Source organism: Trinickia sp. (assembly GCF_051961175.1).
Taxonomy (GTDB): Bacteria; Pseudomonadota; Gammaproteobacteria; order Burkholderiales; family Burkholderiaceae; genus Trinickia.
On the sequence record NZ_JBQCDN010000375.1, the window covers coordinates 1 to 17,852 of the forward strand.

At 61.7% G+C, this 17,852-nt stretch carries 9 protein-coding genes and 1 pseudogene; all 10 read left to right on the top strand.

Annotated elements, in window-relative coordinates; genetic code table 11:
• The first annotated feature begins 119 nt into the window (after nucleotides 1–119).
• Nucleotides 120–929 (top strand): AraC family transcriptional regulator, encoded by an 810-nt coding sequence (locus ACTHL0_RS21420; RefSeq protein WP_440568909.1) that lies wholly within the window; start codon nucleotides 120–122, stop codon nucleotides 927–929.
• Between the two features lie 154 nt (nucleotides 930–1,083).
• Nucleotides 1,084–2,193 carry a threonine aldolase family protein gene (locus ACTHL0_RS21425; protein ID WP_440568910.1) on the top strand — a complete coding sequence of 370 codons (1,110 nt, stop codon included), beginning with the start codon at nucleotides 1,084–1,086 and terminating at the stop codon, nucleotides 2,191–2,193.
• Nucleotides 2,190–2,825 (top strand): alanyl-tRNA editing protein, encoded by a 636-nt coding sequence (locus ACTHL0_RS21430; RefSeq protein ID WP_440568911.1) that lies wholly within the window; start codon nucleotides 2,190–2,192, stop codon nucleotides 2,823–2,825. Before ACTHL0_RS21425 ends, ACTHL0_RS21430 begins: the two co-directional genes overlap by 4 nt.
• A 209-nt stretch (nucleotides 2,826–3,034) precedes the next feature.
• Complete coding sequence (locus ACTHL0_RS21435; RefSeq protein ID WP_440568912.1) at nucleotides 3,035–6,244, top strand: efflux RND transporter permease subunit; 3,210 nt, start codon at nucleotides 3,035–3,037, stop codon at nucleotides 6,242–6,244.
• Between the two features lie 33 nt (nucleotides 6,245–6,277).
• Entirely contained in the window at nucleotides 6,278–7,498 is a 1,221-nt protein-coding gene (locus ACTHL0_RS21440; RefSeq protein ID WP_440568913.1) for an efflux RND transporter periplasmic adaptor subunit, read from the top strand.
• Nucleotides 7,498–8,940 (top strand): efflux transporter outer membrane subunit, encoded by a 1,443-nt coding sequence (locus tag ACTHL0_RS21445; protein ID WP_440568914.1) that lies wholly within the window; start codon nucleotides 7,498–7,500, stop codon nucleotides 8,938–8,940. Before ACTHL0_RS21440 ends, ACTHL0_RS21445 begins: the two co-directional genes overlap by 1 nt.
• 132 nt (nucleotides 8,941–9,072) lie before the next feature.
• Complete coding sequence (tssF, locus tag ACTHL0_RS21450) at nucleotides 9,073–10,938, top strand: type VI secretion system baseplate subunit TssF (protein WP_440568915.1); 1,866 nt, start codon at nucleotides 9,073–9,075, stop codon at nucleotides 10,936–10,938.
• Between the two features lie 277 nt (nucleotides 10,939–11,215).
• Nucleotides 11,216–13,333, top strand: a complete 2,118-nt coding sequence (locus ACTHL0_RS21455; RefSeq protein WP_440568916.1) for a type VI secretion system Vgr family protein — start codon at nucleotides 11,216–11,218, stop codon at nucleotides 13,331–13,333.
• A 46-nt stretch (nucleotides 13,334–13,379) separates the two neighbouring features.
• A complete protein-coding gene (locus tag ACTHL0_RS21460; RefSeq protein WP_440568917.1) occupies nucleotides 13,380–13,832 on the top strand; it encodes a DUF1795 domain-containing protein in 453 nt (150 codons plus the stop codon).
• A 35-nt stretch (nucleotides 13,833–13,867) separates the two neighbouring features.
• Nucleotides 13,868–17,852, top strand: a pseudogene (locus tag ACTHL0_RS21465) (RHS repeat-associated core domain-containing protein); the annotation flags it as partial.

A 17,852-nucleotide genomic window follows, 5' to 3' on the forward strand; every position in this document is an offset into this window, starting at 1 on the left:
GGAGGAGCGTTTGCCAGCTTGGTTGCCGGCATGGGGCCGATTAGCCGAACGGTTGGCCCAGAGGCCGGGCGTATACTCAGTGCTTACGCCGTAGGAATCGCGCTTCATCCATACCCCTTATGTCCGATCGCGTCCATTACCGACATATCGCCGACATGCCCGGCCTTGTGCTGGGCGCCGCGCGTTTTTCGACGTTCAGCTTCGATCGTCATTTCCATCTCGATTACCACATTGGGCTCGTCACCGAGGGCGTGCAGCGCATCGGATTCCAGGGCAAATCGACGTTGGCGGGTCCCGGGAGTATTTCGTTAATGCCGCCGGGCCAAATACACGACGGCGTAAGCGAAGGCGCACGTGGCTATACGCTGCGGACATTTCGCCTTTCGCACGACTTGCTGAGCCAGATGGCGGAAGAAGTGAGCGGCGTGCATCGCGGGCCGGAATTGACCTGTGCGTTTCTGGAAGACGCGCAGCTCGCAGCCCAGCTCGTGCGCCTGTTCGACGTTATGCAAGCCAGCGGTGAAAGCGCGTCGCTGCCCGTGCAATCCGAATGGCTGCGCGTGCTCGATATCCTGCTTACGCGCTCGCGAGCCATCACGCCGCAGAACCTGGGCGGCGCGCTCTCGCCCGTGCATTGGCAGCGCGTCAGGGATTATTGCTTCGCCCACCTCGGTGAAAAAATCACGCTCGATGCACTCGCCGCGCTCTGCGATCTGGGCCGCTTTCAATTCCTGCGGCAATTCAAGCAAACGGTGGGGATGACGCCGCATGCGTGGCTGCTCAGGCTGCGTCTGGAGCACGCTTGCGCGTTGCTCGCCCGCGGCTCGCAAACGATCGCCGAGGTGGCTCAAGGGGTGGGATTTTACGACCAAAGCCACTTCAATCGAGCCTTCCGGCAAGCCTTCGGCGTGGCGCCTTCCAGTTATTGATCGATTGGCGACGGTTCGCGCGCCGCCCGCGGCGGAAGCGAAACGAAAACGTCGATATCGTCAATTTTTTACAATTCGCGTCGAACCGGCCCCGATACGATCCGTCAACAATGGGGCGCGGGCCCCGGTTTTGATGAGGGAGTTGACCGAACCGATGGCGAATCGTAATGAGGGATCTCCGGCACGGCGGCCGGTATTTTGGAGCGACAACATCGCCGGTGCATCGCCCGAAGTGATGCAAGCGCTGGCGGCATGCAACGCCGGCTACGCGCGGCCATATGGTGCAGACGAATTGACGGCGAGTGTCGAGCGCAAGTTCTGCGAGTTGTTCGAGCGGGAAGTCGCCGTGTTGCTGGTGCCGACGGGGACGGCCGCCAATGCGTTGGCACTGGCCACGCTCACGCCACCGTGGGGCAGTGTGCTGTGTCACGCCGATAGCCACGTCAACAACGATGAATGCGGCGCGCCGGAATTTTTCACGGGCGCGGCGAAGCTCGTCACGGTGCCCGGCCCCGCGGCAAAGATTGGAGTCGATGCGCTGCGTCTCGCCGCACGCGCGAAAGTAGGCGACATCCATTCCACCCAGCCATCGTCCGTGACGATTACGCAAGCGACGGAAGTCGGCAGTCTGTATTCACTCGACGAAATCGGGGCGATCGGCGAGGTGTGCCGGTCAGCCGGATTGCGGCTGCATATGGACGGCTCGCGTTTTGCCAACGCACTCGGGGCGCTCGGCTGTTCACCCGCGGAGATGACGTGGAAAGCCGGCGTCGACGTCTTGTCCTTCGGTGCAACGAAAAATGGCGTGCCGGCGGCAGAAGCGATCGTTCTGTTCGATACCTCGCTGGCGGCCGAAATGGCTTTCCGGCGCAAGCGCAGCGGTCATCTGTTTTCGAAGATGCGGTTTCTTTCCGCCCAGATCGACGCCTATCTCTACGACGATCTTTGGCTGCGCAACGCGCGTCATGCCAACGCGATGGCCGCACGCCTCGTACACGGTCTGAAGCGTTTTTCATGCATCGACGTACAAGGCGAGCCGCAGGCGAACATCGTCTTTTGCCGGTTCCCCGCCGCGCTGATCGAGGCGTTGGCCGCCGAGGGCTTCGGCCTGTACCACGATCGTTGGGGGCCGGGCGTCGTTCGGCTGGTCACGTCGTTCGCCACGACGGCAGCCGAGGTCGACCAGCTGCTCGAAAGTATGGCGCGGCTCGTTCAGGAGCGGCCCAGCGAGATGGAATTGGCCGAAGCGGAGCGCACGGTGTGACGCAACGACTCTATATGACCGATGACCGTTTGACGATGGAGACGAGCGTGGTGCGCTGCACGCAGCGCGACGATGGTCTCTTCGACGTGGTGCTATCGGCTACCCTCTTTCATCCGCAGGGCGGCGGTCAGCTTTCGGATCGCGGCACGATTGCCGGTGCGGGCGTCGTCAATGTCATGGCGCTCGAGGATGAGATCGTTCATGCCTGCGAACAGGCGGTGCCGGTGGGCGGCGCGCATATCGAGGTCTGCGCGGTTACCCGCGCGCTGCATGCGCGGCTGCATTCGGCGGGACATCTCATCGGTTACTGCGGCGAGGCGCTGGGGTGGCGTGCCGTCAAAGGCCATCACTGGCCCGGCGAAGCCCGCGTGGTGTTCGAGGGTGTGCAGGACGCAAGCGCTTTCGATGCTCAGCAGATCGAGACGCTGGCCAACTTGCATGTCAGCGCGGATCTGCCGCGCCGGACGGCCCTGCAAGGCACAATGCGCACTATCGGCTTTGGCGATCTGCCGCCGCACGGGTGTGGCGGGACCCATGTCGCAACATCGGCGGCCGTCGGGCGCATTCGCATCCTCAAGATCAAAGATAAGAAAGGGCAGCGCTCTGTCCACTACGATCTCGAAGAGGCCTGATCGAAATGCACGGGGCGGCGGATCACGCCCCCCAATCCACTGACGATTCGATCGGGCGGCGACGGGTGAGATGGAACGCCGGGCCGCGGTAACAATCCGTAATTGTTTCAGGCCGGACGGGCGGAAATCGTCGGATGAAGTCATTAACTTTCATCCGGAACTGGACTACATTCTCCGTTTGCCCCCGCATCTTTCCGGCGTGTTTTCGCATGTGGATCGTCAACGTTGCGCTCAAGCGGCCTTATACGTTCATCGTCATGGCCATCCTCATCGTGCTCGCGACGCCGTTTTCGCTGATGAGCACGCCGATCGATGTCTTGCCGAACATCGATATTCCCGTCGTCAGCATCATCTGGAATTACACCGGCCTGTCGGCGCAGGAAATCGCCAATCGCATCACGTCGGTGAACGAGCGTAGCCTCACGACGACCGTCAACGACATCGAGCACATCGAATCGCAGTCGCTGCCCGGTATCGCAGTCATCAAGCTGTTCTTGCAGCCCAATGCGAGCATTCAAACGGCGATCGCACAAACCGTCGCCGTCGAACAAGCGCAATTGCGGCAAATGCCGCGCGGCGCGACGCCGCCGCTCGTCATCAGCTATTCGGCCTCATCGATTCCGGTCATTCAACTCGGCCTATCGAGCCCGACGCTGTCGGAGCAGGACCTGAACGACACGGCGTTGAACTTCATACGCCCGCAGATCATCACGATTCCCGGCGCGCAGGTGCCTTATCCCTATGGCGGCAAATCGCGCCTCGTTTCCATCGATATCGATACGCGCGCTTTGCTCGCGAAGGGCTTGACGCCAATCGATGTGGTCAATGCCGTCAGCGCGCAAAACCTGATTCTGCCGACCGGCACCGCGAAGATCGGCCCGCGCGAGTACACCGTCGACATGAACGGCTCGCCCGCCACCATTCAGGGGCTCAACGACATTCCCGTGCGCACCGTCAGCGGTGCGACCACCTACTTGCGCGAGGTCGCGCATGTGCGCGACGGCTTCGCGCCGCAGACGAATGTCGTCCGGCAAGACGGCCGGCGTGGCGTGCTGCTCTCGATCCTCAAGGCGGGCAATGCGTCGACGCTGTCCGTGGTGGACGCCGTTCACGGGCTGCTGCCCACGATCGAAACGACGCTGCCGCGCGATATCACGATCCGGGCGCTATTCGATCAATCGTTGTTTGTCAAAGCGTCGATAGCGGGTGTCGTGCGCGAAGCCGTGATCGCGGCCGCGCTGACGGCCGCGATGATTCTGCTGTTCCTCGGCAATTGGCGCAGTACATGCATCATCGCGATTTCCATTCCGCTTTCGATTCTTTCGTCGCTGCTCGCGCTGCATGCGTTGGGGCAGACGATCAACATTATGACGCTCGGCGGCCTCGCACTCGCGGTCGGGATCCTGGTGGACGATGCCACGGTGACGATCGAAAACATCGAACGGCACCTGCATCTCGGAACGAATTTGCACGATGCGATTCTCGAAGGTGCGGGCGAAATCGCCGTGCCGGCGTTCGTCTCGACGCTGTGCATTTGTATCGTCTTCGTGCCGATGTTTTTCCTGACGGGGGTCGCCCGATACCTGTTCGTGCCGCTTGCCGAGGCTGTCGTCTTCGCGATGCTGGCTTCGTACGTGCTCTCGCGTACGCTCGTCCCGACGATGGCGATGCTGCTGATGGGGCATGCGCACGCGCCGAAGACGGGTGCACGCCCTAATCTGTTGATGCGGCAGCATCATCGCTTCGAAGCGGCGTTCGAACGGATGCGCGCCGCTTACATCGTTTTGCTGAGCACGCTGTTAGTGCGCCGTCGTTTATTCGCCGTCTCATTCCTCGGCTTTTGTATCGTGTCGCTGGGGCTCGTCTTCTTCCTTGGCGCCTATTTCTTCCCGAGTGTCGTCTCGGGCGATATTCGTCTGCACATGCGCGCCCCGACGGGCACGCGGATCGAGGAAACGGCCCGGCTTGCCGACGACGTTGAAAAAGTAATTCGGACGGTCGTGCCGCAAAAGGATCTCGGTACGATCCTCGATAATCTCGGGTTGCCCTATAGCGGGATCAATCTCTCCTATAGCAACTCGGGCACGATCGGCACGCTCGATGGGGAAATCCAGATCTCGCTCAATGCGGGCCATGCTCCGACACGCACGTATATCGACAAACTGCGTGCGGTGTTGCCGCAGCGCTTTCCGGGCGTCGAGTTTTACTTTCAACCGGCCGATATCGTCACGCAGATTCTGAATTTCGGTCTGCCGGCCGCCATCGATGTCCAACTATCGGGCACCGATCAACTGGCGAATTTCGAAGCAGCCAGCAAGCTGATGAAGCAGGTGAAGGCGATCGCCGGTACGGTCGATACACACATCCAGCAGAAATTCGACGAGCCGACGATCCATCTGGAAATGGACCGCACGCGGCTGCAGCAACTCAATCTCAATGCGAACGACGTTGCGCAGAACGTGTTGATTTCGCTATCGGGGAGTACCGAAACGTCGCCGGGTTTCTGGTTCAATCCGCGCAACGGCGTCGAGTATCAAATCTCGGTGCGCTCGCCGCAATATCAGGTGACGTCGGTGGACGCCTTGCTGCGTACCCCCGTCGGCGCGCCGGCCGGGGCGGGCGCACCTTCGCGCACCCCGCAGCTGCTTGGCAATCTCGTTCATGTGCAACCCGCCAATCAGTTTGCATCGATCACGCACTACAACATTCGGCCCGTCGTCGATCTGCTCGTGAGCGTGGAGGGGCGCGATCTCGGCAGTGTGTCCAAGCAGATCGACGCGCTGGTGGGGCAGACGCGCGCCACGCTGCCGCGCGGCAGCCAGATCACCGTGCGGGGGCAAGTCGAAACGATGCAGCGCTCGTATTTGGGCCTCGGTCTGGGCGTCGCGATGGCGATCGTGCTCGTCTATTTGCTCATCGTTGTGAACTTCCAATCGTGGCTCGATCCGCTCATCATCATCAGTGCGTTGCCGGCCGCGCTGGCCGGCATCGTCTGGATGCTGTTCCTCACCGGCACGCATATGTCGGTGCCGGCGTTGACGGGCGCCATCATGACAATGGGTGTGGCGACCGCGAACAGTATTCTGATGGTGTCGTTCGCGCGCCAGCGGCTGGCGGCCGGTGCGCCGCCGCTCACGGCCGCGCTCGAAGCAGGCGCGGGGCGGATTCGGCCCGTGTTGATGACGGCCTGCGCGATGATCATCGGGATGGTGCCGATGGCGCTCGGCCTGGGCGAAGGCGCCGAGCAAAACGCGCCGCTTGGCCGTGCGGTGATCGGCGGTTTGTTGTTTGCCACCGTGTCGACATTGCTCTTTGTGCCGCTGCTCTTCGGCGGCGTTCACGGCCGCTTGGCACGACGGCACGCGCATCGGGCGCCGCAGCAGGCGCATGATGAACAAGCGGGCGACGACGCACAATGAGTCTGATGGACCTGTTTTCCTCGGTTGATTGAAATGACGGAAAAATCCCACGCATCCCTGGCCATTGCCCCGCGCGACGACGGCGAGGGGCCCATGCTGCCGCCACGCGACCGTGTCTGGCGGCGTGCCAAGATCGCGCTCGTCGTCGTGCTCGTCCTCCTGGCGGCCGGCGCGCTGCGCACAGTCATCGCGAACGGGGCCAATCGGCATGCGGTTGACGAGGCGACTGCGCAGAACGCGAAACAGTACGTGAACGTCGTGACGCCCAAGACGACGCAGGAAGGCGGCGATATGCTGCTGCCGGGCACGCTGCGCGGTTTCGTCGAATCGCCGATCTACGCGCGTGCGACGGGCTATCTGCTGCACTGGTACGTCGATATCGGCGCGCACGTGAAGCGCGGGCAGCTGCTGGCCGATCTTGATACGCCTGAAATCGACCAGGAACTCGCGCAGGCGATCGCGCAGCGGGAGCAGGCGAGCGCGAGCCTGGCGTTGGCCAAGACAACGCTCGCGCGTTGGTCGCAACTGCGCCAACGCGACGCCGTTTCGCAACAGGAGCTCGACGACCGTCAAGGCACCTACAACCAGGACGTCGCTAACCTCGCTGCCGCGGAGGCGAACGTGAAGCGGCTTCAACAGCTCGAATCGTTCAAGCGTATCGTCGCGCCGTTCGACGGCGTCATTACGCAGCGCAACGTCGACATCGGCGACTTGATCGATGCGGGCAGCGCGACGAGCCGCGCCTTGTTCGCGCTCGCGCAGTCGAATCCGCTGCGCGTGTATGTGCAGCTTCCGCAGGCGTATTCGGAGAACGTCAAAGTCGGGATGCCCGTGGCCGTCACGCAGGCCGAATTGCCGGGGCAATCGTTCCGCGGCACGATCACCCATATTTCAGGGGCGATCGACGTGCCTACGCGTTCGCTCCAAGTGGAAGTCACGTTGCCGAACCCCGACGACAAGCTTCGGCCCGGCGCCTATGTGCAGGTGGCGGTGTCCGATACATTGCATTCGCGTTTGCTCGTACCCGGCAATGCGTTGCTGTTCCGTGCACAGGGGCCGCAGCTCGCGGTGGTCGACAACAACGGCGTCGTTCATCTGCATGCTGTGAGCATCGCTCAAGATCTTGGCCAGGTGCTCGAGATCGACAGCGGTATCGCGCCAACCGACAAGGTCATCGTCAACCCGAGCGATTCGATCGCCGACGGCGACCATGTCCAGTTGACGCAACGCAACACGGATAAGGGGCTGTCCTGATGGGGCGCCGCACGTTCGCTTTGGCCTGGCCTGCGGCAGCCGCCGTCGCTGTGGCGCAGCTCGGCGCCTGCACGGTCGGTCCCGACTACAAGCGTCCAGACGTGCAGGCGCCCGAAGCATGGCGCACCGATACGTATTGGCGGCTCGCCGTGCCCTCGCATGCGCCGCTTGCGCTCGATTGGTGGAGCGCATTCGACGATAAGCCGCTTGACGCGCTCGAACGGCAAGCGCTGGCGCAGAACCAGACGCTGGCCGCGGCGAGTGCGCATTACGAGCAGGCCAAAGCGACCCTCGCCTCGACATCGGCGCAGCGCTTGCCGGAGATCGATCTTCAAGGGCAGGCCGCTCGCTTGAAGATTTCGAAGAATCGGCCGCTGACCAACTATTCGACGCCGAGCCAGTCGACCGTGCAGAACGAGCTGTTGATTGGACCGTCCGTGACGTACGACACGGATCTATTCGGACGGATCCGGCGCGAGGTGGAGGGGGCACAGGCATCGGCGCAGCAAGCGGCGGACGATTTGGCCAACGCACGGCTGGTGTTGACGACGGAGCTGGCAACGGACTATTTCGCGTTGCGCGAACTCGATGCGGAAATCGACGTGCTGGATCAGTCGGTTCGCTTGCAGGAGAAGGCGCTCGATTACGTGAAGGCCGAGCATGACTTGGGCTCGGTCTCGGGGCTCGACTTGTATCAACAACAGGCGCATCTCGATGCGACGCGCGTTCAGGCGACGCTGCTCGTCAATCAGCGCGCGCAGTACGAACACGCGATCGCCGCGCTCGTCGCCGTGCCGGCCCCGCAGTTTTCGATTGCGCCGGGTGCGGCTCAAGCACCGGTGCCTTCGATTGAAATCGGCGTCCCTAGCGATGTCATGCAGCGACGGCCCGACATCGCGTCGGCCGAACGTGCGATGGCCGCAGCCAATGCGAAAATCGGCGAGGCCAAGGCCGCGTTCTTTCCCAGCCTCGTGCTCACGCCGGGCATCGGGTGGGAGTCGACGCGATTCGCGAGCCTGCTGACGGCGCCGAGCTTGATGTGGACGCTCGGCGCGCAGGTGGGCCAGGTGGTGTTCGACGGCGGGCGGCGTAAGGCCAATGTGAACTTCGCTCAGGCCGGCTATGCGCAGGCCGAGGCGAATTATCGGCAAGCTGTGCTCGGCGCGTTCCAACAAGTGCAGGACGGGGTCACCGGCCTCGCGGTACTCGATACGGCATCGAAGCAGGCGCATGCGGCCGTGGTGGACGCCCAGCGGCTGCTGTCGTTGGCGAACGACCGGTATTCGGGCGGATTGGTCGCCTATCTCGACGTCATCGACGCGCAGCAGTCGCTGCTCACGAGCCAGCGGACGGAGGTCCAAATTCATGGGCAGCAGATGGCGCTTTCCGTCGCGCTCGTGAAAGCGCTGGGCGGCGGATGGGATCGGGGCTCCCCTGATTAAATCACCAATTTTTTTGTCGACTCCGATTATCTGACGCATCGCATAATACCGGGCGAAGCGCGCTTACCGCGCGCATGCCTTCGAAAGACGCTGCGGATACGGCGGCACATGCTGCCGGGAGACGACAGAGCGATGGACGACTTCCCTCAACCGGAAGACCTGCTGCCCTTTTACGAACGTGAACTCGGGTTGCTGCGCAGATCGATGCGCGCGTTTTCCGAACGCTACCCTGATGCGGCCGCGAGGCTCGGCATTTCCGGTGAGCGTTCGGAAGATCCGCACGTCGAGCGCTTGTTGCAGTCGGCCGCGCTCAGCAACGCGCGTGCGGCGGCGCGCATCGACGACAACTACTCGGAAATGCCGGCCGAGATGCTCGAGCGTTTGCATCCCGAGGTGCTGCGGCCCTTTCCCGCGAGTGCGATCGCGCAGATTCGGCCCGAGCCCGATCCGTCGCGCGGCCCGCAAACAATCGCTCGCGGAACGGAGTTCGCCTCGTACCATGGCAAGTATCGCTTTCGGTCGGCGTATGACGTGATGTTGGCTCCGCTGTCCATCGGGGATCTGCGCTATGCCGCGGTGGCGCGGGCCCCTCGACAGGTGGTGCTGCCGGCCGATACGCTTGGCGTGTTGTCCGTCACATTCGAGACGCCGCGTGAACCGGCCGGGTTCAAGCACGTTCCCGACCGTGTGAGAATTTATCTGGATGGCGCGCCGCAGATCGTCGCTGCGTTGAGCGATGCATGCTTGTTGCATGCGATCGGCGCATTCGTCGAGCTGGACGATAGCGGGCAATGGCGTGCGCTCGAGTCCGTTCCCGTCAGCGCGGTAGGATTCGGTGATGCGGACGGCCTGTTTCCGGCGCCGCCCGAGATGGCATTCCCATTGCGACTGCTACTCGAGTATTTTGCGTTTCCCGAGCGTTTCCACTTTATCGACGTCGATTTCAGGACGACGCTCGCGCAGGCCGCATCGGCGGTACCGCCCGCGCCTGCCACGCCTGTTACATCGGTCACGTTGCACCTGGCCATAGCGGGCGTCCGTCACGATTCGCCGGTTGCTCAGCGCTTATCGGCAGCGAGCGCAGATAACCTGAAGCTGTTCTGCACGCCGGTCGTCAATCTTTTCCAACGGGACAGCGAGCCTGTCGCGGCGGCGGAGCTCCCGGGGCACCCGGCTCCACGGTACCCGGTTGTGCCGAGCGGCGTAACGGTTGCTGGCACCGAAGTCTGGTCGATCAACGAAGTATGGCTGAATCAAGAAAGCGCGGCGAATCGCGAGCTGATCGAGCCGTTGCACGCCTTTGGGTACCGCAAGTACTACGGCGCGACGATGTGGGCGACCGTGCGGGACGCGCGAGCCGCGCAGGAGAATCCCGGCTATGGCACGGCCCTGACGCTGCGCAAGCTCGATCGTTCGGTGGTGTCCGTGGACCCGAAGCAGCTATTGGTCAAGGCCACCTATACGAACCGGAATCTGCCGGCTGATATGCCGATCGGCGCGCCGGAGGGCGACCTCGAAGCGCTCGATACGGACGTTAAATATCCGATCGTGCTGTTGCAGCAGCCGACGCGCAGTGAGTGGCCGAAGCCCGGAAGCGAATGCGGCTGGCAGTTGCTGACGCAAATGTCCCCGCACGTTTGCCGCCTCGATCAACTCGGGTTGAGGGCGCTCAAAGCCCTGTTTCGGCAATTCGCGGCCCATGCGCGCCGGCAGGCTTTGCATATCGACGGCATCACCGCGTTGCGCTGGCGCGGGATCAAGCTGTGGACGACCGCCGCGGGCATAGGCAGTTTCGAGCCCGGAATCGAAATCACGATGACGCTCGACGAGCAGCGCTTCGAGTTGGAATGCATGAATACGTTCATTGGCGTCATGGACCGCCTGTTTGCCACCTATGTGGACATCAACAGTGCGATCCAACTGGTGGCCGTCTCCGCACGTACCGGAAGCGTGATTCGAAAATGTGCGCCCCGAGCAGGGCATTTGGCAATCCTTTAAAGAAGTTTCGTCATCGCAGCGCGATGTGCGGCCCGTGCCTATGCCTGTTGCCGTCGGCCATTGAATTGCCATGTGCGCGACGCATGCGTACTCGTCGATGACAGGAGAATAGTTTTAAGAGTTTCCTGAATACGTGACCGTGCAAACGTTTAAATATTGGCTTGTGGTTTGGTATATTGGCGACGCGTCGGCAAGGCGGCTGAGAGCGCATTGCCGGTGAACGGTTCGATCGGTTCATGGTCTGGCTGTTTCGAGAAGACGTAAGAAGAGGTCAAACATGAGTTTCGCAGCAACCGGAGAAGCCGGAGGCGGCGGTGCGCCGTTGGCCGGAACCCTATCGGGCCTGGGGCAGGCTGCCGCAATGGCGGGCCAAATCGGCGGGCTGGCCGGCCTGCCAGGCGCGGGCCTCTTGCACGGAGCGTCCAGTGCGATTCAACTCGCCCAGACAGGCATGTCGCTGATGGGCAAGACGCCGGAATCGATTGCAGGCGCGATCAATGGCGTCGCAACGGATCAGGCGAAATTCACACAAGCGTATCGGTATGTCACGATCGATACGCCGCTCGGCCCCGACGTATTGCTAGTCAACGCGATGATTGCGGACGAGCACGTCAATCAATTGCCTGAAATCCACCTCGATCTGCTCTCGCACGAGAACAATATCGAGCCTCAGCAGATCACCGGCCAGCGCGTGAAGATCATGCTGGATCCGCATACGCGCAACTTCAGCTTGACGAGAATCGTTGCCGTTTCGCGAAAAATCGACGATCGCCGTTATTTCGACGGCTATGTGGTGTCGTTCGGCCGAGTCGGCAGTTCGGGTAAGGTGACGCGCTACGAGATGTCGGTCGTCCCGTGGTTCTGGTTTCTCACGCGGTCCACCGATTGCCGGATCTTTCAAAACCAGACGCCGGAAGACATCCTCACCACGATCTTCCACGAGCAAGGGTTTTCCGATTTCGAATTCCAGGTGCGCAGCAAGCGGCCGGCGCTCAAGTACATCGTCATGTACGGCGAGTCGTACTACAACTTTTGCGCGCGGCTGATGGAGCAGGAGGGATTGATTTGGACATTCCGCTATGAAAAGGATAAACATGTCCTTGTCATCGGCGATAACAATTTCATCTTTCGCGAGCTGCCCACGCTGGGGGAGATCGAATACCACGCAGCCAGCGCGGCTAGCGAACAGGACGGCATCGATCGATGGGACGAAGCGTTCAGTTTCCGCGTCGGGAAGGTGACTTACCGAGACTTCAATTTCGAACGGCCCTCGTCGCGGTTGATGGAGGTCGAGGCCCCGGCTCGTGCGCTGACGCATTCGCACATCGATTCAACCGAGCGCTACGAGCATCAGTCGCTCTACGATCACTTCGAAGATGGCGAGCGCTACGTGCGCTATGCGATGGAAGCGGAGGAAGCGCAAGCGCGGCGGTTCGTCGGCAGCGGCTATGCGACGGGGATGACGACGACGGGACAGTTCACGCTCGTCAATCATCGCTCGTCCACCTACAACGGCAAGCAGTTCGCCATTCTGCACGTGCGGCATGAGGCGGTGAACGATTACACGCAGCAGGTTCAGCGGTTGCCTTATCGAAATTCGTTTACGTGCCTGCCGATCGATATTCCCTATCGCCCGGAGCGGCGTACGCCGAAGCCGACGATGCACGGCACGCAGACGGCCATTGTCGTCGGACCGAAAGGCGAAGAGATCTATACGGATGGCAGTAGCGTGAAGGTGCATTTCCCGTGGGATCGTCGCGGGAAGATGGATGGTACCGATTCGATGTGGATCCGTGTGTCCCAGCCGTGGGCCGGCAAAGGGTGGGGTGGATCGGCGATACCGCGAATCGGGCAGGAAGTGCTGGTTTCGTTTAACCAGGGCGACGCCGATAATCCGGTGATCGTGGGGCGCGTATTCAACGGCGAATCCGCGAATCCTTATCACGGAAGTGCCGGGCAGACGATGGGGATCAAGAGCCAGACGCATAAGGGGGCGGGCTCGAACGAGTTGCGGTTCTCCGATGTCAATGGCACGCAAGAGTTCTTCATGCATGCGCAGAAAGATATGAATACCGTCGTCGAGAATACGCAGACGACGAGAGTGATAGCGGGTGACCGCGTTATCACGGTCGATAAGGGCGATCACGCGACCACGGTATCGACCGGCAATCTGCTCGACGTCGTTGCGAAGGGCGACACGCTGCATCAGACGCCTGAGGGCGTGCATACAGTGGAAGCGAAGGAACTGTGGATCAAGGTCGGCGGCGAAGGCGGCACCAAGATCCATATGACGGCGGATGCGGTGGAGATCTACAAAGGTTCTTCCGTGTTCCATCTTGACGATGGACATATCGTCGTTAAGGCCGCGCGTACCGACATCAATCCAGACGGCTAAGAACGGGTTTTCCTCGATTCCCGCCGCCCATTCCTACTCCGACAGCATGACCAACGAAACGACTCGCGTCTATTTCAGCGAAGGCAGCATTGCGCTGCCTCCGGGGTTCGAGGATCGAACCACCAATTTGTTTGTACCCAAAGATCCGGCGGCACAACCGAACCTTAGTGTCGCGCGCGATTGGCTGAACGATGAGGAAGCGCTCGCAAGCTATATCGACCGGCAAATCGGCCAACTGAAAGCCCACTTGAACAGCCACAAGCTGCGCGTGCGCGAGCGGGCTCAACTGGGCGTGGGCGACGCTGCGCTCGAGGGCGAATGCATCGAAGCGACGTACCGCAATGGCACGCGCACGGTCTATCAACGCCAAGCGGCATTCGTTATTGCACCGCGACGCGCGCTGATCTTTACCGCATCGGCCCCGACGTCGTTCGACGAGGCGTTCGATTCGTTCTGGCATGCATGGCTTGCCGGCTACCAACCACCCATTGGTGCTTGAAGAGGCCGGACCCCACTGATAACGACGGAGCCAGCATGTTCGAAGCAGCACGCGTCACCGATCCGATCGAACACACGAGCGCCCTGACTGGCTTTCTAATCGGCGCGATGATCGGCATTGCTTTGATCGCCGCCGTCGCGTTTGCGACGTTTACTTGCGGTTTTGGCGTTGGCTTGCTCGCGGGCCTCGCGGCCGGCCTGGGTGCTCAAGGCATATTGGGGTTAGGCGAGGCGATAGGTGGGATGTTCGCGACGACGACCGGCCAGCTCACGACCGGTTCGTCGGATGTGTTCATCAACAGCAAGCCAGCCGCTTATGCCATTGCGAGTGCGGTGACGTGCAGCAAGCATAGCCCGACGCCGATGGTCGCGCAGGGATCGACGGGTGTGTTCATCAACAGCAAGCCTGCCGCGCGCAAAAAGGACAAGATTACGTGCGGTGCGTCGATCAGCGATGGCTCGAACGACACGTTTATCGGCGGCGGGACGGGTACCTATCTGCCGGTGCAGGACGAGATTCCTCCGTGGCTCCGTACCGGCGTGGATTGGGCATTCGCGCTGGCGGGGCTGGTGGGTGGACTCGGAGGCTTGCTGAAAGAGGCTGGCGGACTGTCGCGAGCCGTCTTGCCGTGTGCGGCGAAGTTCATTGGCGGCTATATGCTCGGTGAAGCGGCGAGCCGTTATATCGTTGCGCCTGTGGTGAGCCGGGTGATGGGCGGTCTGTTTGGCAATCCTGTCGACGTGACGACGGGACGCAAAGTCTTGCTGGCTGACAATGAAACGGATTACGTGGTACCGAGTCCCTTACCCGTCGTTTGCCGGCGGTACTACGCGAGCAATCTCGACTAAGCGGGAACGCGTGGCCGCGGATGGGTACTGCCGTGGGAATTGCGGCTGCAAGTTCGTGAGGGGCGCTTGTGGTACACCGATGCACAAGGGCGCGAGAGCGGTTTTCCTTTACTCACGCCGGGGCGCATGGCCTTTAGCGAGACGGAGCAACGGTATTTGGTCTGCACGCCGGACGGGCGCTACATTCTCTACGACCCCAGCGAGACCTACTACGATTTCGGGCACCTCGACCCGCAATCGGATCGCATCGTTTGGGTTCGGCGCATCGAGGATCAGGCGGGGCAGTGGCAGCAATTCGAGCGCGATAGTCATGGACTCGTACGCGAAATTGTGACGAGCGCAGGCGTGAGTGTTCTGCTGGACTATGAGCCCAATCATGATCGGCTCGCGACCATTTCGGCGCTGCATGGCGAAGAACGCGTGGTGCTGGTGGCCTACGGCTATGACGAAGCGGGACAGTTGATTTCGGTTACGGATGCCAACGGTGCCGTTGTGCGGCGCTTCACCTACGCCGACGGGCTGATGACGAGTCACGTCAATGCGCTCGGTTTTACTTGCAGCTACGAGTGGGCCGACATCGCGGGCCAGCCTCGCGTGGTTGCAACGCGTACGAGCGAGGGCGAGCACTGGGCTTTCGGATACGACGTCGACAAGCGCGAAAGCTGGGTGAGTCATGTCGATGGGCGTACCGCGCGTTGGCAATACGATGCGCAAAATCAGATCGTTGCGTGCACCGATATCGATGGTGGCCGCTACGTCATTGAAAACAACGATGCTGGCTTGCCGATCGCGATTCAACTTCCGGGAGATCGTCGAATTGCATTCGAGTATGACCAAGCTGGCCGGATCGTGGCAGAGACGGACCCGTTAGGCCGTACGACACGAACACGGTATGACGGCAATGGCCTGCGTGTGGCCGAGACCATCATGCCCGATGGCGGGAAATGGCAGGCGACTTACGACCGCCAAGGGCGGTTGCTGACGTCGCGCGATCCGCTGGGACATACCGAGCAATATGAGTACTTGGCGGCGCTCACTTCGCTTCCTGTCGCGCATATTGACGCGCGGGGCGGCCGCAAGACGCTGCAATGGAATCGGCTTGGCCAGTTAGTTGCGTACACCGATTGTTCGGGCAAGACGACGCGGTACGAATACGATGTGGCGGGTCGCCTGACGGCTTCGATTAATGCGCTCGGCGAGCGTACGGCGTATTCCAGGCGCCTGACGGGCGAGCTTTTGTCGGTGGTGCTGCCCGATGGCAGCGAACAGAAATTCTGGTATGACGCAGCCGGTTTGCCGGCCAGACAGGTAGGCATGGGCGGGCGTGTGCAACAGTGGTTGCGTAATGCGCGCGGACAGGTGCTCGAGGCGGTCGACCCTGCGGGGCGTCGATTGCGATACCGGTATGACAGCGAGGGAAGGCTGACGGAGCTCAGGAACGATACGCATGCTGAGTATGCGTTCGGGTATGACCGTGGTGGGCGGCTTGCATCAGAGACGCGGCCCGATGGCGTTGTGCGCCGCTTTCAATACGGCGAGGCGGGTGAACTGTTAGCTATTGAGACCACGGGGGCACTGGATGCGCCGAATGCGACCCGTAGGCTCGGCACGATTGCGCCGCTGCCGGTCCGATCCGTGCAGTTCGAGCGCGACAAGCTGGGCAATTTGGTCGCGCAGAAGACCGCGACCGAGGTGACGCGTTACAGCCGGGACGAGGGTGATCGCTTGATTGCGGTAGAGCGGATTCCGACCGATGCAGGGATTGCGCTGGGGATTGGGCCGGATGCCGTCAAGTTCGAGTATGACGAGGCGGGGAGGCTGATTGCCGAGCACGGCGCCAATGGGACGGTGCGGTATGCGCTTGATGCGCTTGGCAATGTGACGGAACTATCGCTGCCGAATGAGCATACGCTTGGCATGCTGCGTTACGGGTCGGGCCATGTGCATCAGATCAGCTTGGGCGATCAGGTAGTCAGCGATATCGAGCGGGACGATCTGCATCGCGAAGTGTTGCGCACACAGGGCCAACTCGTGCGCCGCACTGGATACGACGTACTGGGGCGTCGGTTGTGGGATTCGGCGGCGCTGGTGCGCAGCGTGGCGGAGCCGGAGCGCGGACGGTTGTGGCACAGCTATCGATATGATGCGGCGGGGGAATTGGCGGAGTTGCGTGATGGCCTACGGGGCAGTACGCAGTATCGCTATGATGCTGCCGGGCAGTTGATCCGACAGACGCGCGGTGCGGATAACAGCATCGAGGATTTTGCGTGGGATGCGGCGGGCAATTTGATCGACGACGTGCGGCGTCGGAGCCGGGGCTACGTCGAGGGTAACCGCTTAAGGATGTGGCAGGCGTTGCGTTTTGATTACGACGCTTGGGGGAATCTTGCTGCCAAGCGGCGTGGGGCGAACGAGAGGCAACGGTTTGTTTACGACGGGCAGGATCGGCTGATCTGTGTTCACTCCGAGAATCATCGCGGTGTGATCGAGACGCGCTTCGAGTATGACCCTCTGGGGCGGCGGACGGCGAAGACGGAGACGCACGTCGAACACTTCGGGCGGGCGCAGTCGACGGATATTCGACGCTTCGTGTGGCAGGGATTGCGTCTGGCGCAGGAGATTCGCGAAACGGGCGTCAGCAGTTATGTTTATAGCCCTGAGGATGCGTATTCGCCGGTGGCGCGTGTAGATGCGGCGATTGTCGAGGCGCTGGCGGTGACGACGATTGAGGCCGCGAAACACCGAGCGCGGGTTTTTCACTTTCATACGGATTTGGTTGGGGCGCCGTTGGAAGTGACGGATGACGCGGGGGATGTGGTTTGGTCGGGGAAGTATTCGGCGTGGGGCAAGGTGGAGTGCGCGGCGGACGGCCGCTCGATGCAGCGGATCGAGCAACCGCTGAGGTATGCAGGGCAGTATGCGGATGAGGGCACGGGGCTTCACTACAACACGTTTCGGTATTACGATCCGGATGTGGGGCGGTTTATTAACCAAGACCCGATCGGGTTGGCGGGTGGCGCTAACCTCTATGCGTATACGCCGAACCCTACGGGCTGGATTGACCCATGGGGTTGGTGTTCTGTCGCGCTCGGCAAGAACATGGAGGCCGCTGGAGTTGAGAGGCTACCCAACACGACGCCTCACCATATCGCAGGCGATACATCGAAGGCAT